We start from the raw sequence: 22,486 nt of genomic DNA, 5'->3' as shown, positions 1-22,486 counted from the left end.
CTCATGCACAGCACGTTGATCGTGGCCCGGATGGAACCCCGTTCGGCCGAGGACGTGGCCCGCCTCTTCGGCGAGTTCGACGGCACGGACATGCCGCACGCGATGGGCACCCGGCGCCGGCAGCTCTTCTCGTACCGCGGGCTGTACTTCCATCTGCAGGACTTCGACTCCGAGGACGGCGGCGAGCGGATAGAGGAGGCGAAGACGGACCCGCGGTTCATCGGCATCAGCGAGGACCTCAAGCCGTTCATCACCGCCTACGACCCCGCCACCTGGCGCTCCCCCGCCGACGCCATGGCGCAGCGCTTCTACCACTGGACCGCCCTGTGAGCGGCCCGCACGGCCGACGGGTCGTGATCACCGGCATCGGGGTCACCGCGCCCGGCGGCGTGGGCGCCAAGAACTTCTGGAGCCTGCTCTCCGACGGCCGCACCGCCACCCGGCGCATCAGCTTCTTCGACCCGTCGCCGTTCCGCTCGCAGATCGCCGCCGAGGTGGACTTCGACGCCGAACTGCTGGGCCTCGGGGCCCAGGAGATCCGGCGGATGGACCGGGCCGCGCAGTTCGCGGTGGTCACCGCGCGGGAGGCGGTCGCGGACAGCGGCCTGGAGTTCGCGTCCCTGGACCCGCACCGCACGGGTGTGACCATCGGCAGCGCCGTCGGCGCGACGATGGGCCTCGACCAGGAGTACCGCACCGTCAGCGACAGCGGGCGGCTCGACCTCGTCGACCACGAATACGCCGTGCCGCACCTCTACAACTACCTGGTGCCCAGCTCGTTCGCCGCCGAGGTGGCCTGGTCGGTGGGTGCCGAGGGCCCGACCACCGTGGTCTCCACCGGCTGCACCTCCGGTCTCGACGCCGTGGGTTACGCCGCCGAGCTGATCCGTGAGGGCTCGGCCGACGTCATGGTGGCCGGCGCGGCGGACGCCCCGATCTCGCCCATCACCGTGGCCTGTTTCGACGCGATCAAGGCGACCACCCCGCGCAACGACGACCCGGAGCACGCCTCGCGCCCCTTCGACGGGACGCGCAACGGCTTCGTGCTGGGCGAGGGTTCGGCCGTGTTCGTGCTGGAGGAGCTGGACAGCGCCCGGCGGCGCGGCGCCCATGTCTACGCGGAGATCGCCGGGTACGCCACCCGCAGCAACGCCTTCCACATGACGGGTCTGCGCCCCGACGGACGCGAGATGGCCGAGGCGATCCGGGTGGCCCTGGACGAGGCCCGTCTCGCACCCGAGGCCGTCGACTACATCAACGCGCACGGCTCGGGCACCAAGCAGAACGACCGGCACGAGACGGCCGCGTTCAAGCGCAGCCTGGGCGAGCACGCGTACGGCGTGCCCGTCAGCTCCATCAAGTCCATGGTGGGCCATTCGCTGGGCGCGATCGGCTCGATCGAGATCGCGGCGAGCGCGCTGGCGATGGAGCACCATGTCGTGCCGCCCACGGCCAATCTGCACACACCCGACCCCGAGTGCGACCTCGACTACGTTCCGGTGACCGCGCGGGACTGGAGGACCGACGCGGTGCTGTCGGTGGGCAGTGGTTTCGGCGGGTTCCAGAGCGCCATGGTGCTCGCCCGCCCCGATCGGAGGGCAGCATGAGCGCGACGGGTGCCAGGGTCGCCGTCACCGGGCTGGGCGTCGTCGCCCCCAACGGGCTGGGCACGGAGGCGTATTGGGCCGCGACCCGCAAGGGGACCAGCGGCATCGGCCGGATCACCCGCTTCGTCCCCGACCGCTATCCGGCCCAACTGGCCGGTGAGGTCGAGGGGTTCGTCGCGGAGGAGCATCTGCCGGGCCGGCTGCTGCCGCAGACCGACCGGATGACCCAGCTCGCGCTCGTGGCCGCCGACTGGGCGTTCCAGGACGCGGCGGTGCGCCCCGAGGAACTGCCCGAGTTCGAGATGGGCGTGATCACGGCCAGCTCGTCGGGCGGCTTCGAGTTCGGCCAGCGCGAGCTGCAGGCCCTGTGGAGCAAGGGCGGCCGGTACGTCAGCGCGTACCAGTCCTTCGCCTGGTTCTACGCCGTCAACAGCGGCCAGATCTCCATCCGCAACGGCATGCGCGGCCCGAGCGGTGTGGTCGTCAGCGACCAGGCCGGCGGCCTCGACGCCGTCGCCCAGGCCAGGCGGCAGATCCGCAAGGGCACCCGGCTGGTGATGTCGGGCGCCGTCGACGCCTCGATCTGCCCGTGGGGGTGGGTCGCGCAGATGGCGAGCAACCGGCTGAGCACCAGCCGCGACCCGGAGCGGGCCTACCTCCCCTTCGACACGGCGGCCAGCGGCCATGTGCCCGGCGAGGGCGGCGCCCTGCTCGTCCTGGAGGAACTGGAACAGGCCCGGGCCCGTGGCGCGCGGCAGATCTACGGCGAGATCGCGGGCTACGGCGCCACGCTCGACCCCCGGCCGGGCAGCGGGCGCGCGCCCGGTCTGCGCAAGGCGATCGAGCTGGCGCTGGCCGACGCCCGGGAGGAGCCCGGCGACATCGACGTGGTGTTCGCCGACGCGGCCGCGATCCCCGAGCTGGACCGTATCGAGGCCGAGGCGATCACCGAGGTGTTCGGGGCGCGGGCGGTGCCCGTGACGGCGCCCAAGACGATGACCGGGCGGCTGTACTCGGGGGCGGCGCCGCTGGACCTGGCCGCCGCGTTCCTCGCCATGCGCGACGGGGTGATCCCCCCGTCCATCGGCATCTCCCCTTCCCCCGACCACGACCTCGACCTGGTCGTCGGCGAGGAGCGGACCGCCCCGGTGCGCACGGCCCTGGTGATCGCCCGCGGCCACGGCGGCTACAACTCGGCGGCCGTGGTCCGCGCCGCGGCGTAGAGCAGCCCCGGCCTGTCGCTCCGGCCCCTCCTCTCGCAGCAGCATGCTGCCCCCTTGCTCCGCTCAGCCGTTTCGCAGGGTTCGGCACTGTGAGGTCCGGCCCCGGTCCCACGGCGAGCGGTGGTGGTCACGACGGCGCACGGAGGGCCGGGCGTGACCGCCTCCCCCACATCAGCGACGAAAGGACAGTCACCCATGCCCGCCCATGAGTTCACCCTCGAGGACCTCAAGCGCATCCTGCGCGAGGGAGCCGGCGCGGACGACGGCGTCGATCTCGACGGGGACATCGTCGACACCGACTTCGAGTCGCTGGGCTACGAGTCCCTGGCGATGCTGGAGACCGGCGGCCGGATCGAGCGCGAGTTCGGCGTCACCCTGGACGACGACACGGTCACCGACGCCAAGACGCCGCGTGAGCTGATCGAGGCCGTCAACGCCCTGCTGGTGCCGGCCCGGATCGGCTGAGCCCAGCCCGGACCGCGCCCGCCGGTTCCCGCCGGACACCGTCGATGCCCCCGGCGGGAACCGGCGGCGCGCCTTCTCCCCTTCCCTTTCCCTCCGCTGCCGCCGCGCCCCCGCCGCAGGGGCCCGGCGGCAGCGGCGTGTCCAGCCGCCGTCACCGACGCATCCAGGAGACAGACATGACGCAGCAGCCCCCTAAGGTCGCCCTCGTCACCGGCGCGACCAGCGGTATCGGCCTGGCGGTGACCAGGCTGCTGGCCGCCCAGGGCCACCGGGTGTTCCTCTGCGCCCGCACCGAGGACAGCGTGACCCGTACGGTCAAGGAACTCCTCGACGAGGGAATGGACGTGGACGGCGCGCCGTGCGACGTCCGCTCCCCCGACGACGTCAAGCGGTTCGTGCGGCAGGCCGTCGACCGCTTCGGCACGATCGACGTCCTGGTCAACAACGCGGGCCGATCGGGTGGCGGGGTCACCGCCGACATCGCCGACGAGCTGTGGGACGACGTGATCGACACCAACCTCAACAGCGTCTTCCGTGTGACGCGCGAGGTGCTCACCACGGGCGGCATGCGCGACAAGGACCGCGGCCGGATCATCAACATCGCCTCCACCGCGGGCAAGCAGGGCGTGGTGCTCGGCGCGCCGTACTCCGCCTCCAAGCACGGTGTCGTCGGCTTCACCAAGGCGCTCGGCAACGAGCTGGCGCCCACCGGCATCACCGTCAACGCGGTCTGCCCGGGCTATGTCGAGACCCCGATGGCACAGCGGGTGCGCCAGGGCTACGCGGCCGCCTACGACACCACCGAGGACGCCATCCTCGGCAAGTTCCAGGCGAAGATCCCGCTCGGCCGCTACTCGACCCCCGAGGAGGTCGCGGGCCTGGTCGGCTATCTGGCCTCCGACACCGCCGCGTCCATCACCTCCCAGGCGCTGAACGTCTGCGGCGGCCTGGGCAACTTCTGAGCCCCGGCCCGGCCCCCTCAACCACACGCAGGAGAAGACACGATGACGACCCGCCAGGTCGAGCACGAGATCACCGTCGACGCCCCCGCCGCCGCCGTCTACCGGCTGATCGCCGAGGTGGAGAACTGGCCGCGGATCTTCCCGCCCACCATCTACGTCGAACACGTGGAACGCGGCGTGGGCGAGGAGCGCATCCGGATCTGGGCCACCGCCAACGGCGAGGCGAAGAACTGGTCCTCGCGCCGCACCCTGGACCCGGGGAACCTGCGGATCACCTTCCGCCAGGAGGTCTCCACCCCGCCGGTGGCCGCCATGGGCGGCACCTGGATCATCGAGCCGCTGTCCCTGTCGTCCGCCCGGATCCGGCTGCTGCACGACTACCGGGCCGTCGACGACGACCCGGAGGGCCTGAAGTGGATCGACGAGGCCGTCGACCGCAACTCCCGTGCGGAGCTGGCCGCGCTGAAGACCAACGTCGAACGGGCCCACGCCGCCGAGGAGATCACCTTCTCCTTCGAGGACACCGTGCAGATCGCGGGCTCGGCCAAGGACGCCTACGACTTCGTCAACGAGGCCGATCTGTGGGTGGAGCGGCTGCCGCACGTGGCCTCCGTCCGCTTCTCCGAGGACACCCCGGGACTGCAGACCCTGGAGATGGACACCCGCGCCAAGGACGGCTCCACGCACACCACGAAGTCGTACCGGGTGACCTTCCCGCACCACCGGATCGCGTACAAGCAGGTCACGCTGCCCGCCCTGATGACGCTGCACACCGGCTTCTGGACGTTCACGGAGAACGACGGGGGCGTCGCCGCCACCTCGCAGCACACGGTCGTCCTCAACACCGAGAACATCGCCAGGATCCTGGGCCCCGCGGCGACCGTCGCCGACGCGCGGGCGTACGTCCACAACGCGCTGAGCACCAACAGCCGCGCCACCCTGGGCCACGCCAAGGACTACGCCGAGAACCAGCGCTGACATGGACGGGCTGGACACCGATGTGATCGTCGTCGGCGCCGGACCGGTCGGGCTGATGCTCGCCGGGGAACTGCGCACCGGCGGGGCGCGGGTGACCGTACTGGAACGGCTGGCCGAGCCCACCACCGAGTCACGGGCCTCGGTTCTGCACGCCCGCACGAGGGAACTGCTGCACGAGCGGGGTCTGTCGGACCGGTTCGGGCCGTTGCCCGACGCCGGGCCGGGCCACTTCGGCGGCATCCGCCTCGATCTCGCCGAGGCCGGCGACAGCCCGTACGCCGGGCAGTGGAAGGCGCCGCAGACCCGCGTCGAGGCGGTCCTGGCCGCGTGGGTGCGGGAGCTCGGCGCCGAGGTGCGGCGCGGTCACACGGTGACCGGTCTGGTCGAGGCGCCCGACCGGGTCCATGTCGTCGCCACGGCCCCGGACGGCGAGCGGCTGCGGTTCGCCGCCGCGTACGTCGTCGGCTGCGACGGCGAGGAGAGCGCCGTACGGCGGCTGGCAGGCTTCGACTTTCCCGGGGTCGGTCCCACCAAGGAACTGCTGCGTGCGGACCTGGCGGACATCGACCTGCGGGAGCGGCGCTTCGAGCGGCACCCGGCGGGGGTGGCCAACGCCCGTCGCGGACCGGACGGCGTCACCCGCGTCATGGTGCACGCGTTCGACCGGGTCCCCGGCGCCTCCAGGTCCCCCGCCTTCGCCGAGGTGTGCGACGCCTGGGCACGGGTCACCGGCGAGGACATCAGCGGCGCCCGGCCGCTCTGGGTCAACGCCTTCCACAACGCCCGCAGGCAGGCGGCCCGTTACCGCAAGGGCCGGGTGTTCCTCGCCGGAGACGCCGCCCATGTCCAGCTGCCCGTCGGCGGTCAGGCGCTCAATCTCGGTCTGCAGGACGCGATGGAGCTCGGCGGGACCCTCGCCGCACATGTCACCGGCCGGGTCGGCGCGGAGCTGCTCGACACCTATCACGCGGTCCGCCACCCGGTGGGCGCCCGTGTCCTCGCCAACATCGAGGCGCAGGCCCAGCTGCTGTTCGGCGGGCCCGAAGTGGACGCCGTGCGGGCGGTGTTCGGGGAGCTGCTGCAGATCCCGGCGGCCCGGCGCCACCTCGCCGCGATGATCAGCGGCCTCGACGGCGGCGGTCCCGCCGCGTCCGGGACCCGCGGGCCGGCCGTGCCCGACGCTCCCCCACCGATTCGTCAGCACCTCACGCACAGGAGGATCACCATGGGCAAGCTCACCGGAAAGACCGCGCTCGTCACCGGCTCCAGCCGCGGCATCGGCCGGGCCACCGCCCTGCGGCTGGCGCGCAAGGGCGCGCTCGTCGCGGTGCACTGCTCCAGCAACCGGGAGGCGGCCGAGGAGACCGTCGCCGCGATCGAGAAGGAGGGCGGACGGGCCTTCTCGGTGCTCGCCGAACTCGGGGTCGCGGGCGACGTCCACGAGCTGTTCCTGGCCCTGGAGCGGGAGCTGAAGGAACGCACCGGCGCCACCACCTTGGACATCCTGGTGAACAACGCCGGGGTCATGGGCGGGGTGAACCCCGAGGAGCTCACGCCCGAGCAGTTCGACCGGCTCTTCGCCGTCAACGCCAAGGCGCCGTACTTCCTCGTGCAGCGGGCGCTGAGCAACCTTCCCGACGGCGGCCGGATCGTCAACATCTCCTCCGGGCTGACCCGGGTCGCCAACCCGCAGGAGGTGGCGTACGCGATGACGAAGGGCGCCATCGACCAGCTCACCCTGCACTTCGCCAAGCACCTGGGTCCGCGCGGCATCACCGTGAACAGCGTGGGTCCGGGCATCACCGACAACGGCTCGCCGGTCTTCGACAACCCGGAGGCGGTGGCCGCCATGGCGGGCTACTCGGTCTTCAACCGGGTCGGGGAGGCCCGGGACGTCGCCGACGTGGTGGCCTTCCTCGCGAGCGACGACTCCCGCTGGATCACCGGCTCCTATCTGGACGCCAGCGGCGGCACCCTGCTCGGGGGCTGAGCGGACGGACGGTCAAGCGCATGACGACGCTCTCCTCCCGCCCCGCGCCCCGGACCGGCGCCGGGCGGCGTGCCCTGCTCTTCGTCCTCGCCGGCAACATGCTCATCGACGCCCTCGAGGTGTCCGTCGTGCTGGTCGCCCTGCCGACCGTGGAGCGGGATCTCGGGCTGTCGGCGGTCGCCGGCCAGTGGGTGATGAGCGGCTTCGCCGCCGGGTTCGCGGCGCTGCTGCTGCTCGGTCCGCGCCTCGTCGCGCGGTGGGGCAGGCGGCGCGTGTATCTCGCCGCGCTGCCGGTGTTCATCGCCGCCTCGGTGGTGGGCGGGCTCGCCGACCAGGGGGCCGTGCTGATCGCCACCCGGGTGGTGAAGGGCATGTGCGCGGCGCTGACCGCGCCCACCGGACTGGCCATCATCGGCAGCACGTTCCGGCCGGGGCCCGAGCAGCGCCGCGCGGTGTCGGTGTACTCGCTGTTCGGCGCGGCCGGGTTCACCGCGGGCCTGCTGGCCTCCGGGGCGCTCACCGGGCTGAGCTGGCGCTGGAACCCGGTGTTTCCCGCACCGGTCGCCCTGCTCCTGCTGGTGGCCGGCTTCCGCCTCATCCCACGCGACCCGGCGCCGACGGCCGCCGCGCCGCTCGGCGCGACCCTGGCACGGCTGGCGCGCAACGGCTCGTTCCTCCGGTCGGCGGTGGGCGCGGCGACGCTCAACGGCACGTATCTGGGGCTGCTGCTGCTCCTCACCCACTGGCTGCACGACCAGTGGGGGTGGAGTTCCTGGCGTACGGCGCTCGCCTTCCTGCCGGCCTGTCTGCCCCTCGTGCTCGCCCTGCCCTTCACGGCGCGGATGGTGGGGCGCTTCGGCACCGAACGGCTGATCACGGCCGGCGGCGGCGCGGCGGCGCTCGGCTGCCTGACCGCGCTGCTGACCGGAGCGCCCGGGACGTACGCCGACGGGGTGCTGCCCGCGCTGCTGTGCGTCGAGGCCGGCTTCGTGCTGTCCTTCGCGGCCCTCAACCTTCAGGCCACGTCCGGGATGTCGGCGGAACACCGGGGCGCGGCGGTGCCGGTCTACCAGACGGCCGTACAGCTGGGCGCGGTGCTGGCGCTGCCGGCCGTGGCCGCGGCCGCCGGCCACGGCTACCGCCGGGCGCTGCTGTTCCTCACCGCGCTGTCCGCGGCGGGGGCCCTCACCGCCGCCGTGTCCCACCGCCGGGACGCTCCCCCCACACCCTGACACCGAGTCCCCCCTCACGCGCACGAACGCGAACGGAGATCAACGATGCGTGTTCTGTTCACCATCTTTCCGGCGACGGCACACCTGTATCCGGTCGTGCCGCTGGCCTGGGCGCTGCAGAGCGCCGGGCACGAGGTCGTCGTGGCGAGTCACGCGGGTGTGGTGGATCCCGGGGTGATCGCGAACATCGGCGCGGCGGGTCTCACGGCCGTACCGCTCGGCACGCCCGAGGAGTTGCCGGCCGCCCTCGGTCCGCACACCGGTGACGCCAAGCCCGATCGTCCGTCCCTCGGCTTCGACGCCCACGAGGCGGAGGAGAGCGATGCCTGGCGTTCGGCCCGCTCGATCCTCACCGGTATGTTCCGGCTGCACTACCCGGAGCCGGAGGAGGCGGGCGCCCGTCGGCCCGTCCTCGACAACCTGGTCGACTTCGCCCGCGCCTGGCGCCCCGACCTCGTGCTGTGGGACCCGCTGATGTTCCCCGCGCCGATCGCCGCACGGGTCAGCGGTGCCGCGCACGCCCGCCTGGTCTGGGGCATGGACAACATCGCGGTGATCCACGAGCGCACGAAGAGGGAGCTGGCCGACCCCGCCTCGGAGCTGACCGAACACCCGTGGCTGAGCTGGTTCGGCCCGATGCTGGAACGCTACGGGCTGGAGTTCGGCGACGAGATGCTGCTCGGCCAGTGGACCCTCGACCTGACCCAGTCCCGGATGCGCGCACCGCTCGACCTGACGCACGTCCCGGTACGGCGGGTCCCCTACACCGGCGCCGCCTCCCTCCCCGACTGGCTGCACGCGCGCCCCGAGCGGCCCCGCACGGTGCTGTCCCTGGGCGTGAGCCGGCGCAAGATCTTCGGCAAGTACAGCGGCTTCCCGATGCGGGAGTTCTTCGAGTCGGTGTCCGCCCTGGACATCGAGATCGTCGCGACGCTGAACAGCCATCAGCTGGACGCGGCCGGCACCCTGCCCGACAACGTCCGCGCCCTCCCGTACGTGCCGCTCAACCAGGTTCTGCCGACGAGTTCGGCGATCATCCACCACGGCGGGGGCGGCACCTTCTCCTCGGCCGTCGCCTTCCAGGTGCCGCAGCTGGTGATGCCGCTGGTCATGTGGGACGAGATGGTCACGGCCCGCTATGTGGCCGAGATGGGCGCGGGGCTGGTCGCCGATCCCGACGCCCTCGACGTCACGGGACTGCACAAGCAACTGGTGCGGCTCCTCGAAGACCCGTCGTTCCAGCTCGGCGCCCGCCGTCTGTACGAGGAGATGCTCGCCGCGCCCGCGCCGAAGGACGTCGTTCCCCTGCTGGAGCGACTCACCGCCGAGCGCCGCTGACCGAGTTCGAGAGGACTGACCGTCAGATGCGCGTACTGGTGCTGTCCACCCCCGTACCGACCCACTTCCTGCCGCTGGTGCCCCTGCTGTGGGCGCTGCGTGCGGCCGGACACGAGGTGACCGTCGTCGGCCAGCCCGATGTGCTCGGCGCCGTCCGGGCCTGCGGGCTCACCGGCGTCGGGGTAGGCGAGTCGTTCGACGTCAACGCGATGCTGCTGAAGGGGCTGACCGAGGAGCAGCGGCCGCTGCAGGCACGGCCCCGGCCGGCCCCCGAACTGATCGGCGGATACGGCCGGTTGTGGTGGGCGCACGCCACCTCGCTGCTCGACCGCTACACCGAGGTGGCCGAGGAGTACCGGCCGGAGCTGATCCTCGCCGACCCGCTGGAGTACTGCTCCCTGATCATCGGGGCGCGGCTGGGTGTCCCGGTCGTGCACCACCGCTGGACGGTGGACGCGATCTCCGGCCCGGCCCGGCGCTTCGTCCGTCCCGACTTCCGGGAACTGTGCGAGAAGCTCGGCCTGGCCGGGCTGCCCGACCCGGCGGTCCTGCTCGACCCGTGCCCGCCGTCCCTGCGGATACCTGACGGGGAACCGGGCGTGCCGATCCGGTATGTGCCGTACAGCGGCGGCGCCGACGTGCCGGCCTGGGTGCGGGCGGACCGGGGCCCCGGAGCCGGGCGGCGTCGGGTCGCCGTGTCGCTGGGCAACACCCTGGCCCTGCACGGCGAGCGCTTCGCCCGCGCCCTGCTGCACGCCCTGGCCGCACGGCCCGACACCGAGATCCTCGTGACGCTGCCCGAGCCGTACCGCACGGCGATCGGGCCGCTGCCCGACCAGGTGACGGCGGTCGACCCGCTGCCGCTGCACCTGTTCCTCGGGACCTGCGACGCGATGGTCCATCACGGCGGTGCCGGTACGGCGATGACCGCGACGGCCTTCGGGCTGCCGCAGCTGGCGCTGCCCCAGCTGGCGGACCACTTCCCGCTGGGCGACCGGCTCGCCGCGACCGGGGCGGGCCTGTCCTTCGACACGGCGGCCCAGCAGGACGACCCGCGGGTCGTCGGCGAGGCCCTGGACGACCTGCTGTCCGACCGGCGGTACGCCGAGTCGGCGCGCCACCTGGCCGCGGAGATGGCGGCGATGCCCTCCCCCGCCGCGGTGGCCGCCGATCTGGAGCACCTGGCCGGGGCAGCCGCAGAACCGAGAGAGGCGAGCGTGCAGTGCGCATCGAGGACCTGACCATCCCCGGGACCTACCTGATCACGCCCGATCGGATCCCCGACGAGCGCGGGACGTTCTACGAGTCCCTGCGCGGCGACGCGTTGGAGGAGGTCACCGGGGTCCCCTTCCTGCCGCGGCAGATCAACTACTCCGTCTCCCGGCGCCACACACTGCGCGGGATCCACAGTGTGCGCATCCCGCCCGGACAGGCCAAGTACGTCACGTGCGTGCGCGGCGCGCTGCGCGACATCGTCGTGGACCTGCGGATCGGCTCCCCGACCTTCGGCGAGCACCGGGTCAACGTGCTGGACGCCGACTCCGGCCGATCCGTCTACGTGCCCGAGGGCGTGGGTCACGGGTTCCTCGCGCTCACCGACGACGCGTGCATCTGTTACGTCGTGTCCACCACGTACGTGCCGGGCACGCAGATCGACATCAATCCGCTCGACCCGGAACTCGATCTGCCCTGGGACTGCCCGGGGGCCCCTCTCATCTCGGACAAGGACGCCAAGGCACCCACCGTCGCCGAGGCCGTGCGGGCAGGCCTGCTGCCCCGATTCGACAAGGCAGGAACACCGTGAGGATCCTCTTCGTCGCCGCGGGCAGCCCGGCGACCGTGTTCGCGCTGGCCCCGCTGGCCACCGCCGCCCGCAACGCCGGCCACCAGGTGGTCATGGCCGCGAACGACGACATGGTGCCGCACATCGTCTCGTCGGGCCTGCCGGGCGTGGCGACCACCGATCTGCCGATCCGGCACTTCATCACCACGGACCGGGCCGGCAACCCCGACCGGATCCCCTCCGGCCCGGTGGAGCAGGCGCTGTTCACCGGCCGCTGGTTCGCCCGCATGGCCGCGTCGAGCCTGCCGCGGATGCTGGAGTTCTGCCGCGCCTGGCGGCCCGACCTGATCGTCGGCGGCACGATGAGCTATGTCGCGCCGCTGCTCGCCCTGCACCTGGGTGTGCCGCATGTGCGCCAGACCTGGGACGCCATCGAGGCCGACGGCATCCATCCGGGCGCCGACGCCGAACTCCGGCCGGAACTGGAGCCGTTCGGCCTGGACCGGCTGCCCGACCCCGACCTGTTCGTGGACATCTGCCCGCCGAGCCTGCGCCCGGCGGTCGCCGCCCCCGCGCAGCCGATGCGCTACGTCCCGGCGAACGCCCAACGGCGGCTGGAGCCCTGGATGGTCGGCAGGGGCGAGCGCCGCCGGATCCTCGTGACGTCCGGGAGCCGGGTCGCGAAGGAGAGCTACGACAAGAACTTCGACTTCCTGCGCGGCCTCGCGCGGGACGTCGCCGCCTGGGACGTCGAGCTGATCGTCGCCGCACCGGACCCGGTCGCCGACGCGCTGCGCGACGGTCTGCCGGGTGTCCGGGTCGGCTGGGTGCCGCTCGATCTGGTGGCGCCCACCTGCGATCTGCTCGTGCACCACGCCGGCGGGGTCTCCACCCTGACCGGACTCAACGCCGGTGTACCCCAACTGCTCATCCCCAAGGGCGCCGTGCTGGAGAAGCCTGCCCGGCGCGTCGCCGACTACGGAGCCGCGATCACGCTCCTGCCCGACGAGGAGTCGGCCGACGCGATCGCGGACTCCTGCCAGGAACTGCTGTCCAAGGACGGATACGGCGAGCGGGCCCGTGAACTGGCCCGCGAGATCGCCGCCATGCCCTCGCCCGCCGGCGTGGTCAACGCGCTCGGGCAGCTGGCATGACCAAACGAACCGAGAGGACCTCTCGATGAAGGCTCTGGTGCTCGCAGGCGGGTCCGGTACCCGGCTGCGGCCTTTCAGCTATTCGATGCCCAAACAACTCATCCCGATCGCCAACACCCCGGTCCTGGTCCATGTGCTGGACGCCATCCGGGAGTTGGGGGTGACGGAGGTCGGCGTCATCGTCGGCAACCGGGGGCCCGAGATCGAGGCGGTGCTCGGTGACGGCGCCCGCTTCGGCGTGCGCATCACCTACATCCCTCAGGACGCGCCGCGCGGACTGGCCCACACCGTGGTCATCGCCCGTGACTTCCTCGGCGACGACGACTTCGTGATGTACCTGGGCGACAACATGCTGCCCGACGGAGTCGCCTCGACCGCCGAGGAGTTCACCCGGCACCGCCCCGCCGCGCAGGTCGTCGTGCACAAGGTCGCCGACCCGCGCTCCTTCGGCGTCGCCGAACTCGGCCCCGACGGCGAGGTGCTGCGGCTGGTGGAGAAGCCGCCGCAGCCGCGCAGCGACCTGGCGCTGATCGGCGTGTACTTCTTCACCCCCGCCATCCACGAGGCGGTGGCCGCCATCGAGCCCAGCGCCCGCGGCGAACTGGAGATCACGGACGCCGTCCAGTGGCTGGTGTCCACGGGGGCGGACGTGCGCGCCAGCCGGTACGACGGCTACTGGAAGGACACCGGGAAGGTCGAGGACGTCCTGGAGTGCAACAGCCACCTCCTGGACGGCCTGGCCACCCGCGTCGAGGGACACGTCGACGCCGACAGCGTGCTCGTCGGCCGGGTCGTGGTCGAGGCGGGAGCGCGTGTCGTGCGGTCCCGGGTCGAGGGGCCGGTGATCATCGGCGCGGGCACGGTGCTGCAGGACAGCCATGTCGGCCCGCACACCTCCATCGGGCGGGACTGCCTGGTGACGGACAGCCGGCTGGAGCGCTCCATCGCCCTGGACGAGGCGTCGGTCACCGGCGTGCGCGGCCTGCGCGACTCGCTCATCGGGCGCGCCGCGTCCGTGGGCACCACCGGCCGGGGCACGGACCATCACTGCCTGGTCGTCGGAGATCACACCCGAGTGGAGGTCGCGGCATGAGGATCCTGGTCACCGGAGCGGCAGGCTTCATCGGTTCGCACTTCGTGCGCAGCCTGCTGGCGGACGAGTACAGCGGCTGGGAGGGCGCCCAGGTCACCGCCCTGGACAAGCTGACCTACGCGGGCAACCGGGAGAACCTGCCCGCCTCGCACGAGCGGTTGGTGTTCGTCCGCGGCGACGTCTGCGACCGGGGTCTGCTGCGGGAACTGCTGCCCGGTCACGACGGCGTGGTCCACTTCGCGGCCGAGTCGCACGTCGACCGCTCCCTGGAGGGCGCCGGCGAGTTCTTCCGTACGAACGTGCTGGGCACCCAGACCCTGCTGGACGCCGTGCTGGAGAGCGGGGTCGAGCGGGTCGTGCACGTCTCCACGGACGAGGTGTACGGCTCGATCGAGGAGGGCTCCTGGACGGAGGAGTGGCCACTGGCGCCCAACTCCCCCTACGCGGCCTCGAAGGCCGGCTCCGACCTGGTCGCACGGACGTACTGGCGCACCCACGGCGTGGATCTGTCGATCACCCGCTGCTCCAACAACTACGGGCCGTACCAGCACCCCGAGAAGGTCATCCCGCTGTTCGTGACGAACCTTCTCGAGGGCCGCCAGGTCCCGCTGTACGGCGACGGGCGCAACGTCCGCGAGTGGCTGCACGTGGCCGACCACTGCCGCGGCATCCACCTCGTGCTGAACGACGGGCGGCCCGGCGAGATCTACAACATCGGCGGCGGCAACGAGTACACCAACCTGGCGCTCACCCAGGAGCTGCTGGAACTGACCGGCGCGGGCCAGGAGATGATCCGCCGGGTCGCGGACCGCAAGGCGCACGACCTGCGGTACTCGATCGACGAGTCCAAGATCCGCAGCCAGCTCGGCTACGCGCCGCAGGTCGGCTTCGAGCAGGGCCTGGCGGACACGGTGGCCTGGTACCGGGACAACCCCGACTGGTGGAAGGCCGTCAAGCACGGAACCGGCCGTGCGGCCTGATCACCGGCCGGTGGCCGGGCTGTCGGTCGCGATCCTGGGCGGCACCGGTTTCCTGGGCAGCCGGCTGGGCGCGGCGTTCACCGCGCACGGCGCCCGGGTCCACCTGCTCGCCCGCACCGCCGGGCCCGCGCCCACGCGGCCCGTCCACCCGGCGGCGGACCCCGCGTCGGCGGTCACCGCAGCGCCCGTCCACACGCCGGTCCACGCCGGATCGGCCGCCGCGGCGCCGTCCGGTCCCACCCCGGCCCTCCCGGCATCGGCCGTCGCGGCGCCGGTCCACCCCGGCCCGCCCGTCGCCCACGCCGTGACGGTCGCGCCTCTCGACCTGCTCGCCGCGAGGCCCGAGGAGATCACCGAGGCCCTCCTGGCGGTCGGTGCCGACGTCGTGGTGAACGCGGCCGGGCGGGCCTGGCGGGCCGACGAGGCGGAGATGGCAGCGGGCAACGCCGAACTGGTGGAACGGGTCGTCGCGGCACTCGCCGCGCTGCCCGGTCCGCCGGTCCGGCTGGTCCAGCTCGGCAGCGTCCACGAGTACGGGGCCGGCGCCCCGGACGGGGCCACCGGTGAGGACCACGAGCCCGCCCCGGTGACCCCGTACGGCCGTACCAAGCTCCTGGGCACGCGTGCCGTGCTGCGTGCCGCGCGGGAGCGGGGCGTCGACGGGGTGGTGCTGCGGCTCGCCAACGTGATCGGGGCCGGGGTCCCGCAGGGCAGTCTCTTCGGCCGGGTCGCGGGCCATCTCGGCGAGGCCGCCCGGTCCGGCGCGCGCGGGGAACGGGCCGCCGCACTGCGTCTGCCGCCGCTGCGCGCGGCCCGCGACCTGGTCGACGCCGACGACGTCGCCGACGCGGTGCTGGCGGCGGCCACGGCCCCCGGTGCGGCCGTCACCGGCCGGGTGATCAACGTGGGCCGCGGCGAGGCGGTCCCGATGCGCGGGCTGATCGACCGGATGATCGCGCTCAGCGGGCTGGAGATCCCGCTGGTGGAGGCGGCCGAGGCGCCGGCCTCGCGCACCGACGTCGCCCGGCAGTGCCTGGACGTCTCCCGTGCCCGGGCCCTGCTCGGCTGGCGCCCGCTGCGCAGCGTCGACGACTCGCTGCGCGACCTTCTCGCATCCGTACTGCCGCCGGAGCACCCGCCGCTCGGCACACCACTCGGCATCACGGCCGGCGCACCGGCCGAGGAAGGGAATCGACCATGAGCGACCGCAAGGATCTGATCCTCGAAGAGGTCCGCAAGTACCACCAGGAGGCGTCCCCGGCCCGCGAGTTCATCCCGGGGACGACGGAGATCTGGCCGTCCGGCGCGGTCCTGGAGGACACGGACCGGATGGCTCTGGTGGAGGCCGCCCTGGAGATGCGCATCGCGGCCGGGCCCAGCTCCCGCAAGTTCGAGTCGCAGTTCGCCCGGCGGCTGAAGCGGCGCAAGGCGCACCTGACGAACTCCGGTTCGTCGGCGAACCTGCTGGCCGTGTCGGCGCTGACCTCGCACGTCCTGGAGGACCGCCGGCTGCGGCCGGGCGACGAGGTGATCACGGTCGCGGCGGGCTTCCCGACCACGGTCAACCCGATCCTGCAGAACGGGCTGATCCCCGTCTTCGTGGACGTGGACCTCACCACCTGCAACGCGACCGCCGACCGGGTGGCCGCGGCGATCGGTCCCAAGACCCGGGCCATCATCATCGCGCACGCGCTGGGCAACCCCTTCGAGGTCACCGAGATCGCCCAACTCGCCCAGGAGCACGACCTGTTCCTCATCGAGGACAACTGCGACGCGGTCGGCTCGCTGTACGACGGGAAGCTCACCGGCACCTTCGGCGACCTGACCACCGTCAGCTTCTATCCGGCCCACCACCTCACGATGGGCGAGGGCGGCTGCGTCCTGACGTCCAACCTGGCGCTGGCCCGGGTCGTGGAGTCGCTGCGGGACTGGGGCCGGGACTGCTGGTGCGAGCCGGGTGAGAACGACCGGTGCCTGAAGCGGTTCAAGTACCAGATGGGCACCCTGCCGGCCGGCTACGACCACAAGTACATCTTCTCGCACGTCGGTTACAACCTGAAGGCGACGGACATCCAGGCCGCGCTCGGTCTGACCCAGCTGGCCAAGCTGGACTCCTTCATCGAGTCCCGGCAGCGCAACTGGCGGCGGCTGCGGGAGGGCCTGGACGGCGTTCCGGGGCTGCTGCTGCCCGAGGCGACGCCGCGTTCCGAGCCCAGCTGGTTCGGGTTCGTGATCACCGTGGACCCCGAGGCGCCGTTCAGCCGCGCCGAGCTGGTGGACTTCCTGGAGGACCGCAAGATCGGCACCCGCCGTCTGTTCGCCGGCAACCTGACCCGGCACCCCGCCTACATCGACCAGCCGCACCGGATCGTGGGCGAACTCACCAACAGCGACATCATCACCGAGCACACCTTCTGGATCGGGGTCTACCCGGCGCTCACCGACGAGATGCTGGACTACGTCACCGCCTCGATCAAGGAGTTCGTGGCTGCACGCGGCTGAGCCGGGCGGCGCCCTGCACCCGCGCCCAGGGTGCGGCCGGCGCTCTTGGGCCCTCTTCCTCCTCCAGAGATCGGGACGACGACGTATGGACATTGTGGGAACCGGTTTCCTGGCGCGGAACCTGCGCCCGCTGGCCGAACGGCATCCGGACACGGTGGTCCTCGCGGCCGGGGTGTCGTGGGCGAGCGGGACCTCCGACGAGGACTTCGCCCGCGAGGCGGCCCTGCTGCGCGAGGTCGCGAAGCGGTGCCTGGACACCGGCCGGCGGCTGCTGTTCTTCTCCACCGCGGCGACCGGTATGTACGGACTGGTCGAGGGGCCCGGCCGGGAGGACACCCCGGTGACGCCCTGCACTCCCTACGGCGCGCACAAACTCGCCCTCGAGGAGCTGCTGCGCGACTCCGGCGCCGACCATCTCATCCTCCGGCTGGGTCATCTGGTCGGCCCCGACCAGCCCGAGCACCAGCTGCTGCCCACCCTGGTGCGGCAGTTGCGGCAGGGCGTGGTCCGGGTGCACCGGGGCGCGGCCCGCGACCTGATCGACGTGAGCGACGTCATCACCGTCATCGACCGGCTGCTCGCCACGGACCTGCGGGCCGAGACGGTCAATGTGGCGTCGGGTTTCGCCGTGCCGGTGGAGGACGTCGTCGACCATCTCGCGCAGGCCCTCGGGCTCGAGGCGCGCCGGGAGTTCGTCGAGACCGGCGGCCGGCAGCACGTGATCTCGACCGAGAAGCTGCGCGCCCTGGTGCCGCAGGTCGCGCGCATGGGGTTCGGCCCCGACTACTACCGGCGGATCCTCGGCGACTTCACGGCGTCCGTGCCGTCCGACGCATCCGCCTCCGCCTGACAGAAAGGTCCGTGAGGTTCCCGCGATGAACCGCAACAGCCAGAAGAGGACGAAGCGCACGACCCGTATGACGACCGTGCTGGTCGGCGCCGCGCTGCTCGTGGCCGGCCTCCAGGGGCCCGCCCTCGCGGCGTCGTCCCCCCTGCCCGGGGAAACCGGGACGGTCGCCGCGGCCGAGGCGTCCCACACGGTGGAGCTCGTCTCGACCGCCGAGGGGTTCACCGCTCCGGCGACCACCCGGCCCGGGCTGACCACCTTCCACGCCTCGACCACCCAGGCGGGCAAGGGCTGGATCGGGCTGGCCCGGCTGAAGGACGGCAAGGGCTGGGACGACTTCCTGGGCGCGCTGTCCCGGGCGCTGTCCAACACACCGTCCGACGTCCCCCAGGGGGCGAAGGACCTCGACGAGACGGCCACGCTGCTCGGCGGGCTGGTGATCCATCCCGGACAGCCGGGGTCGTTCACCCAGCGCCTCCGCCCGGGCACCTACCTGCTCTTCGACTATCTGACCGCGGGCGACTCCGCACCGCGTTACCGCTGGCTGACCGTCACCGGTGACGCCGTGGACCAGGGCGCGGCGCCGACCGCGACGGTCGTGTCGAAGAACGTGCCCGGAGTCGGCCCCCGCTTCGAGGTCCGCGGCACCCTGCGTGCCGGACGGCCCCTGCGGTACGTGAACGAGATCCCCGGCCAGGTCAACGAGCTGCTCTTCGTCCAGGTGAAGGAGGGCACGACGGAGGCCGACCTCAAGGCGTACTTCGACGCCCTGCCCGACGACGGCTCGCTTCCGCCGAACTCCCCGTTCACGTCGGTCAGCCTGGGGAGCCTGCATCTGTCCACGGGCGCCTCGTCGGTCGTGCAGGTCCCCCTGGAGCGGACCCGCTACGCCGCGATCACCTGGTCGAAGGACGCCACGGACGGCATCAGGCTCGTCAAGAAGGGCCTGTTCACCCTCGTCGACGTCGGATGAGCCGTACGTCGCGCCTCCCGGACACACCGGACCCATCGCACACGGACCCATCGCACACGGGGAGTTCTCTCTGATGCTGCCTCTGACCCTTCAACCACGTGACGGCGCCGAGCTGTTGGCGGACCGGCTGGCACTGTCGGCCGCCGCCACCGGAGGCGTCCAGCTGTCGACCGCGGACTTCGGCGACTGGCTCGCCGAGCGGGGCCGCGTCAACGCCTTCCGGGTGGACCGGATCCCCTTCGCCGGTCTGGACGGCTGGTCCTTCGAGGAGACCACCGGCAACCTCGTGCACCGCAGCGGCCGGTTCTTCACGGTCGAGGGCCTGCACGTCACCGAGCGGGACGGGCCCTACGGCGACGGCCCGTACGCCGAGTGGCACCAGCCCATCATCAAGCAGCCCGAGGTCGGCATCCTGGGCATCCTGGCCAAGGAGTTCGACGGGGTCCTGCACTTCCTCATGCAGGCGAAGATGGAGCCCGGCAACCCCAACCTGCTCCAGCTGTCCCCCACCGTGCAGGCCACCCGCAGCAACTACACCAAGGCCCACCAGGGCGCGGACGTGAAGTACATCGAGCACTTCGTCGGTCCGGGCCGCGGCCGGATCATCGCGGACGTGCTGCAGTCCGAACACGGTTCGTGGTTCTTCCGCAAGTCCAACCGCAACATGATCGTGGAGGCGGCCGGCGACGTGCCCCTCCTCGACGACTTCTGCTGGCTCACCCTGGGGCAGATCGCGGAGCTGCTGCACCGGGACAATGTCGTCAACATGGACTCGCGTACGGTCCTGTCCTGCCTGCCCGTCGACCGGCGGGCGACCGGCGCGGTGCACTCCGACGCCGATCTGCTGTCCTGGATCACCGGTGAACGCGCCCGGCACGACGTGCACGCCGAGCGTGTCCCGCTGGCCGGGCTGCCCGGCTGGCGGCGCGGCGACATGGCCATCGAGCACGAGGCGGACCGCTACTTCAAGGTCGTCGCCGTCGCCGTGCACGCCGGCAACCGCGAGGTCACCAGCTGGACCCAGCCGTTGTTCGAACCGGTGGGCCTGGGCGTCACGGCCTTCCTCACCCGCACCTTCGACGGCATCCCCCACGTACTGGTGCACGCCCGGGTCGAGGGCGGCTTCCTGGACACCATCGAGCTGGGGCCCACGGTCCAGTACACGCCCGGCAACTACGCCCATCTGCCGGAGAAGGAACGCCCGTTGTTCCTGGACACCGTGCTCGAGGCACCGGCGGAGCGGGTCGGGTACGAGGCCGTGCACTCGGAGGAGGGCGGCCGGTTCCTCAACGCCGAGAGCCGGTACCTGATCGTCGACGCCGACGACCGGGACGTCCCGCTCACCCCGCCGCCCGGCTACTCCTGGGTCACCCCCGACCAGCTGACCTGGCTGGTCCGCCACGGCCACTACCTCAACGTCCAGGCGCGCACACTGCTGGCCTGCCTCAACGCCACCAGGACGGGTGGCCGATGAGCGGCCCGATCCGCATCGGCGTGCTCGGCTGCGCGGACATCGCGGTACGGCGGATGCTGCCAGCGTTCACCGCCTCCCCCGATCTGGAGGTCGCCGCGGTCGCGAGCCGCGACGGGGCCCGGGCCGAGGAGGTCGCGGCGCGCTTCGGCTGCCGTCCCGTCCAGGGGTACGCCGGACTGCTCGACGCCGACGACGTGCAGGCCGTGTACGTGCCGCTGCCGGCCGCGCTGCACGCCCCGTGGGTGGAGGCGGCACTGAACGCGGGCAAGCACGTGCTGGCCGAGAAGCCCCTGACGACGGACCCGGCGAGCACCGAGCGGCTCCTGGACCTCGCCACGAAACAGGGTGTGGCCCTGATGGAGAACGTCATGTTCGTCCATCATCCCCGGCACGAGGCGGTGCGGCGCCTCCTCGCCGAGGGGCGGATCGGCGAACTCCGCGCCTTTCGTGCGGAGTTCGCCATCCCCCCGCTCCCCGACGACGACATCCGGTACGACCCGGAGCTCGGCGGGGGCGCGCTGGCGGACGTCGGCCTGTATCCGCTGCGGGCCGCCCTGCACTTCCTGGGCCCCGCCCTCGAGGTCGTCGGCGCCCGGCTCACCCGGGGTGCCGGACGGCGGGTCGAGACGTCGGGCGCCGCACTGCTGGCCACGCCCGGCGGAGTCACGGCACACCTCACGTTCGGCATGGAGCACTCCTATGTCTCGCGGTACGAACTGTGGGGCAGCGAGGGGCGTATCACAGTCGACCGGGCGTTCACCCCGCCGGCCGACCTCGTGCCCGTCATCGGTGTGCACGGGCGCACCACCGAAGAGATCCGGCCGGCCGCCGCCGACCAGGTCGCGGCCACGGTCGAGGCCTTCGTCGGCGCGGTGCGCGCCGGGTCCGCGCCCCGCGCGGACACCTTGCGCCAGGCCGTCCTGCTGGACGACGTGCGCCGCCGGTCGGCATGAAGGAACTCTCGTTGAACGAGGGCGAGTTGAGTCTTTGGCTGCTGACCCCGCCCGAGCGGGTGCGGCTCGCCTTCGACGAGCTCGACGAGGGCGAGCGGCGGCGTGCGGAGGCCTTCCGGCGGCCCGCCGACCGCGCGCTGTACATCGCCGCGCACATCGCGCTGCGGCGGCTGCTCGGCGCCTGTCTGGGCGTTCCCGCGAGGGACTTGGCGTTCACCCGTGCGGACTGCCCCCGGTGCGGCGGTCCGCACGGGCGTCCCGTGCTGGCCGGCGCCGGACCGGGTGCCCCGCACTTCTCCCTGTCGCACAGCCGGGGCGCGGTGCTCGTCGGTCTGGCCCGGGCACCGGTGGGCGTCGACATCGAACGGCTGCCGCTCCCGGAGCGGGTCGAGGTGTGCCGGTCGGCTCTCCATCCCGGGGAACAGCGGGAGTTGGCCGACGTGGCGGCCCCGGACCGCCCGGCTTCCTTCGCCCGGCTCTGGGCCCGCAAGGAGGCCTATCTGAAAGGGACCGGTGAGGGAGTCGGCGGCTGGACGTCCGAGGTGTATCTGGGCGACGGCGGCCCCGGCGCCCCGCCGCGACCCGACGGCTGGAGCGTCCTCGACGTGCCGTGCGGGCCGGACCACGCGGCGGCCGCGGCGCTCAGGGGTCCGGTCCCCCGGGCCACCGTGCACCGGCTGCCGACCGAGGCGGTGTCGGCCGGTGGCCGCATCCCCGACAGCCGTACGGCGGCGATCCGTACGAGCCTGTCCTGCTCGTGAGGAGGAAATCCACATGACCGCACTGGACGACAGGCCCCTGACCACGGTCGAACCCGTCGACGCGCGCGGGCGGGTCGCGGAGCTGCACGAGATCCGTGCGCGGGCGCTGGCCGGTCCGAGCGAGAAGGCGACCGCGGCGCAGCATGCCAAGGGCAAGCTGACCGCCCGGGA

The 22,486-nt window shown here is 72.5% G+C and carries 21 protein-coding genes; all 21 read left to right on the top strand.

What is annotated here, in order from left to right; genetic code table 11:
* The first annotated feature begins 3 nt into the window (after positions 1-3).
* Complete coding sequence (locus tag ACIRF9_RS20165) at positions 4-330, top strand: TcmI family type II polyketide cyclase (protein WP_403823694.1); 327 nt, start codon at positions 4-6, stop codon at positions 328-330.
* Positions 327-1,607: a beta-ketoacyl-[acyl-carrier-protein] synthase family protein gene (locus ACIRF9_RS20160; RefSeq protein WP_403823691.1), complete on the top strand. Its 1,281-nt coding sequence runs from the start codon at positions 327-329 to the stop codon at positions 1,605-1,607. The genes ACIRF9_RS20165 and ACIRF9_RS20160 overlap by 4 nt, the downstream gene beginning before the upstream one ends.
* Positions 1,604-2,830 carry a ketosynthase chain-length factor gene (locus tag ACIRF9_RS20155; RefSeq protein ID WP_403823689.1) on the top strand — a complete coding sequence of 409 codons (1,227 nt, stop codon included), beginning with the start codon at positions 1,604-1,606 and terminating at the stop codon, positions 2,828-2,830. Before ACIRF9_RS20160 ends, ACIRF9_RS20155 begins: the two co-directional genes overlap by 4 nt.
* A 195-nt stretch (positions 2,831-3,025) precedes the next feature.
* Entirely contained in the window at positions 3,026-3,295 is a 270-nt protein-coding gene (locus ACIRF9_RS20150; RefSeq protein WP_403823686.1) for an acyl carrier protein, read from the top strand.
* 176 nt (positions 3,296-3,471) lie between these two features.
* The gene (fabG, locus tag ACIRF9_RS20145; protein ID WP_403823684.1) at positions 3,472-4,257 is read left to right on the top strand and encodes a 3-oxoacyl-ACP reductase FabG; all 786 of its coding nucleotides are present in this window, start codon (positions 3,472-3,474) and stop codon (positions 4,255-4,257) included.
* A 42-nt stretch (positions 4,258-4,299) separates the two neighbouring features.
* Complete coding sequence (locus ACIRF9_RS20140; protein ID WP_403823681.1) at positions 4,300-5,235, top strand: aromatase/cyclase; 936 nt, start codon at positions 4,300-4,302, stop codon at positions 5,233-5,235.
* Between the two features lies 1 nt (position 5,236).
* Complete coding sequence (locus ACIRF9_RS20135; RefSeq protein ID WP_403823680.1) at positions 5,237-7,225, top strand: SDR family oxidoreductase; 1,989 nt, start codon at positions 5,237-5,239, stop codon at positions 7,223-7,225.
* A gap of 20 nt (positions 7,226-7,245) precedes the next feature.
* Positions 7,246-8,457: an MFS transporter gene (locus ACIRF9_RS20130; RefSeq protein WP_403823677.1), complete on the top strand. Its 1,212-nt coding sequence runs from the start codon at positions 7,246-7,248 to the stop codon at positions 8,455-8,457.
* 45 nt (positions 8,458-8,502) lie between these two features.
* On the top strand, positions 8,503-9,795 hold the full coding sequence (locus tag ACIRF9_RS20125) for an activator-dependent family glycosyltransferase (protein WP_403823674.1): 1,293 nt from the start codon (positions 8,503-8,505) through the stop codon (positions 9,793-9,795).
* 26 nt (positions 9,796-9,821) lie between these two features.
* On the top strand, positions 9,822-11,036 hold the full coding sequence (locus tag ACIRF9_RS20120; RefSeq protein ID WP_403823671.1) for a nucleotide disphospho-sugar-binding domain-containing protein: 1,215 nt from the start codon (positions 9,822-9,824) through the stop codon (positions 11,034-11,036).
* On the top strand, positions 11,018-11,599 hold the full coding sequence (locus ACIRF9_RS20115; RefSeq protein WP_403823668.1) for a dTDP-4-dehydrorhamnose 3,5-epimerase family protein: 582 nt from the start codon (positions 11,018-11,020) through the stop codon (positions 11,597-11,599). The genes ACIRF9_RS20120 and ACIRF9_RS20115 overlap by 19 nt, the downstream gene beginning before the upstream one ends.
* Positions 11,596-12,732, top strand: coding sequence for a nucleotide disphospho-sugar-binding domain-containing protein (locus ACIRF9_RS20110; RefSeq protein WP_403823665.1), 1,137 nt, complete (start codon positions 11,596-11,598; stop codon positions 12,730-12,732). The genes ACIRF9_RS20115 and ACIRF9_RS20110 overlap by 4 nt, the downstream gene beginning before the upstream one ends.
* 25 nt (positions 12,733-12,757) lie before the next feature.
* The gene (locus ACIRF9_RS20105) at positions 12,758-13,825 is read left to right on the top strand and encodes a glucose-1-phosphate thymidylyltransferase (protein ID WP_403823663.1); all 1,068 of its coding nucleotides are present in this window, start codon (positions 12,758-12,760) and stop codon (positions 13,823-13,825) included.
* Positions 13,822-14,805, top strand: coding sequence for a dTDP-glucose 4,6-dehydratase (gene rfbB / locus ACIRF9_RS20100; RefSeq protein ID WP_403823660.1), 984 nt, complete (start codon positions 13,822-13,824; stop codon positions 14,803-14,805). The genes ACIRF9_RS20105 and rfbB overlap by 4 nt, the downstream gene beginning before the upstream one ends.
* Entirely contained in the window at positions 14,795-16,006 is a 1,212-nt protein-coding gene (locus ACIRF9_RS20095) for an NAD-dependent epimerase/dehydratase family protein (protein WP_403823657.1), read from the top strand. The genes rfbB and ACIRF9_RS20095 overlap by 11 nt, the downstream gene beginning before the upstream one ends.
* Entirely contained in the window at positions 16,003-17,307 is a 1,305-nt protein-coding gene (rfbH, locus tag ACIRF9_RS20090; protein WP_403823654.1) for a lipopolysaccharide biosynthesis protein RfbH, read from the top strand. The genes ACIRF9_RS20095 and rfbH overlap by 4 nt, the downstream gene beginning before the upstream one ends.
* An 85-nt stretch (positions 17,308-17,392) precedes the next feature.
* Positions 17,393-18,157 carry an NAD-dependent epimerase/dehydratase family protein gene (locus ACIRF9_RS20085; protein WP_403823651.1) on the top strand — a complete coding sequence of 255 codons (765 nt, stop codon included), beginning with the start codon at positions 17,393-17,395 and terminating at the stop codon, positions 18,155-18,157.
* 25 nt (positions 18,158-18,182) lie between these two features.
* On the top strand, positions 18,183-19,127 hold the full coding sequence (locus ACIRF9_RS20080) for a hypothetical protein (RefSeq protein WP_403823648.1): 945 nt from the start codon (positions 18,183-18,185) through the stop codon (positions 19,125-19,127).
* 73 nt (positions 19,128-19,200) lie between these two features.
* Positions 19,201-20,601, top strand: a complete 1,401-nt coding sequence (locus tag ACIRF9_RS20075; RefSeq protein ID WP_403823646.1) for an NDP-hexose 2,3-dehydratase family protein — start codon at positions 19,201-19,203, stop codon at positions 20,599-20,601.
* Positions 20,598-21,554 (top strand): Gfo/Idh/MocA family protein, encoded by a 957-nt coding sequence (locus ACIRF9_RS20070; RefSeq protein WP_403823643.1) that lies wholly within the window; start codon positions 20,598-20,600, stop codon positions 21,552-21,554. The genes ACIRF9_RS20075 and ACIRF9_RS20070 overlap by 4 nt, the downstream gene beginning before the upstream one ends.
* Positions 21,555-21,565: 11 nt before the next feature.
* Complete coding sequence (locus ACIRF9_RS20065) at positions 21,566-22,315, top strand: 4'-phosphopantetheinyl transferase family protein (protein WP_403823640.1); 750 nt, start codon at positions 21,566-21,568, stop codon at positions 22,313-22,315.
* Positions 22,316-22,486: the final 171 nt, after the last annotated feature.

Source organism: Streptomyces sp. NPDC096132 (assembly GCF_044763345.1).
Lineage (GTDB): Bacteria > Actinomycetota > Actinomycetes > Streptomycetales > Streptomycetaceae > Streptomyces.
This window is presented reverse-complemented; position numbering and strand designations above follow the sequence as displayed.

Excerpts from the sequence above, each read along its gene's own strand:
- ACIRF9_RS20165 (WP_403823694.1), top strand. The coding sequence starts at position 4 with ATGCACAGCACGTTGATCGTGGCCCGGATGGAACCCCGTTCGGCCGAG.
- ACIRF9_RS20155 (WP_403823689.1), top strand. The coding sequence starts at position 1,604 with ATGAGCGCGACGGGTGCCAGGGTCGCCGTCACCGGGCTGGGCGTCGTC.
- ACIRF9_RS20150 (WP_403823686.1), top strand. The coding sequence starts at position 3,026 with ATGCCCGCCCATGAGTTCACCCTCGAGGACCTCAAGCGCATCCTGCGC.
- fabG (WP_403823684.1), top strand. The coding sequence starts at position 3,472 with ATGACGCAGCAGCCCCCTAAGGTCGCCCTCGTCACCGGCGCGACCAGC.
- ACIRF9_RS20140 (WP_403823681.1), top strand. The coding sequence starts at position 4,300 with ATGACGACCCGCCAGGTCGAGCACGAGATCACCGTCGACGCCCCCGCC.
- ACIRF9_RS20135 (WP_403823680.1), top strand. The coding sequence starts at position 5,237 with ATGGACGGGCTGGACACCGATGTGATCGTCGTCGGCGCCGGACCGGTC.
- ACIRF9_RS20130 (WP_403823677.1), top strand. The coding sequence starts at position 7,246 with ATGACGACGCTCTCCTCCCGCCCCGCGCCCCGGACCGGCGCCGGGCGG.
- ACIRF9_RS20125 (WP_403823674.1), top strand. The coding sequence starts at position 8,503 with ATGCGTGTTCTGTTCACCATCTTTCCGGCGACGGCACACCTGTATCCG.
- ACIRF9_RS20120 (WP_403823671.1), top strand. The coding sequence starts at position 9,822 with ATGCGCGTACTGGTGCTGTCCACCCCCGTACCGACCCACTTCCTGCCG.
- ACIRF9_RS20105 (WP_403823663.1), top strand. The coding sequence starts at position 12,758 with ATGAAGGCTCTGGTGCTCGCAGGCGGGTCCGGTACCCGGCTGCGGCCT.
- rfbB (WP_403823660.1), top strand. The coding sequence starts at position 13,822 with ATGAGGATCCTGGTCACCGGAGCGGCAGGCTTCATCGGTTCGCACTTC.
- rfbH (WP_403823654.1), top strand. The coding sequence starts at position 16,003 with ATGAGCGACCGCAAGGATCTGATCCTCGAAGAGGTCCGCAAGTACCAC.
- ACIRF9_RS20085 (WP_403823651.1), top strand. The coding sequence starts at position 17,393 with ATGGACATTGTGGGAACCGGTTTCCTGGCGCGGAACCTGCGCCCGCTG.
- ACIRF9_RS20080 (WP_403823648.1), top strand. The coding sequence starts at position 18,183 with ATGAACCGCAACAGCCAGAAGAGGACGAAGCGCACGACCCGTATGACG.
- ACIRF9_RS20075 (WP_403823646.1), top strand. The coding sequence starts at position 19,201 with ATGCTGCCTCTGACCCTTCAACCACGTGACGGCGCCGAGCTGTTGGCG.
- ACIRF9_RS20070 (WP_403823643.1), top strand. The coding sequence starts at position 20,598 with ATGAGCGGCCCGATCCGCATCGGCGTGCTCGGCTGCGCGGACATCGCG.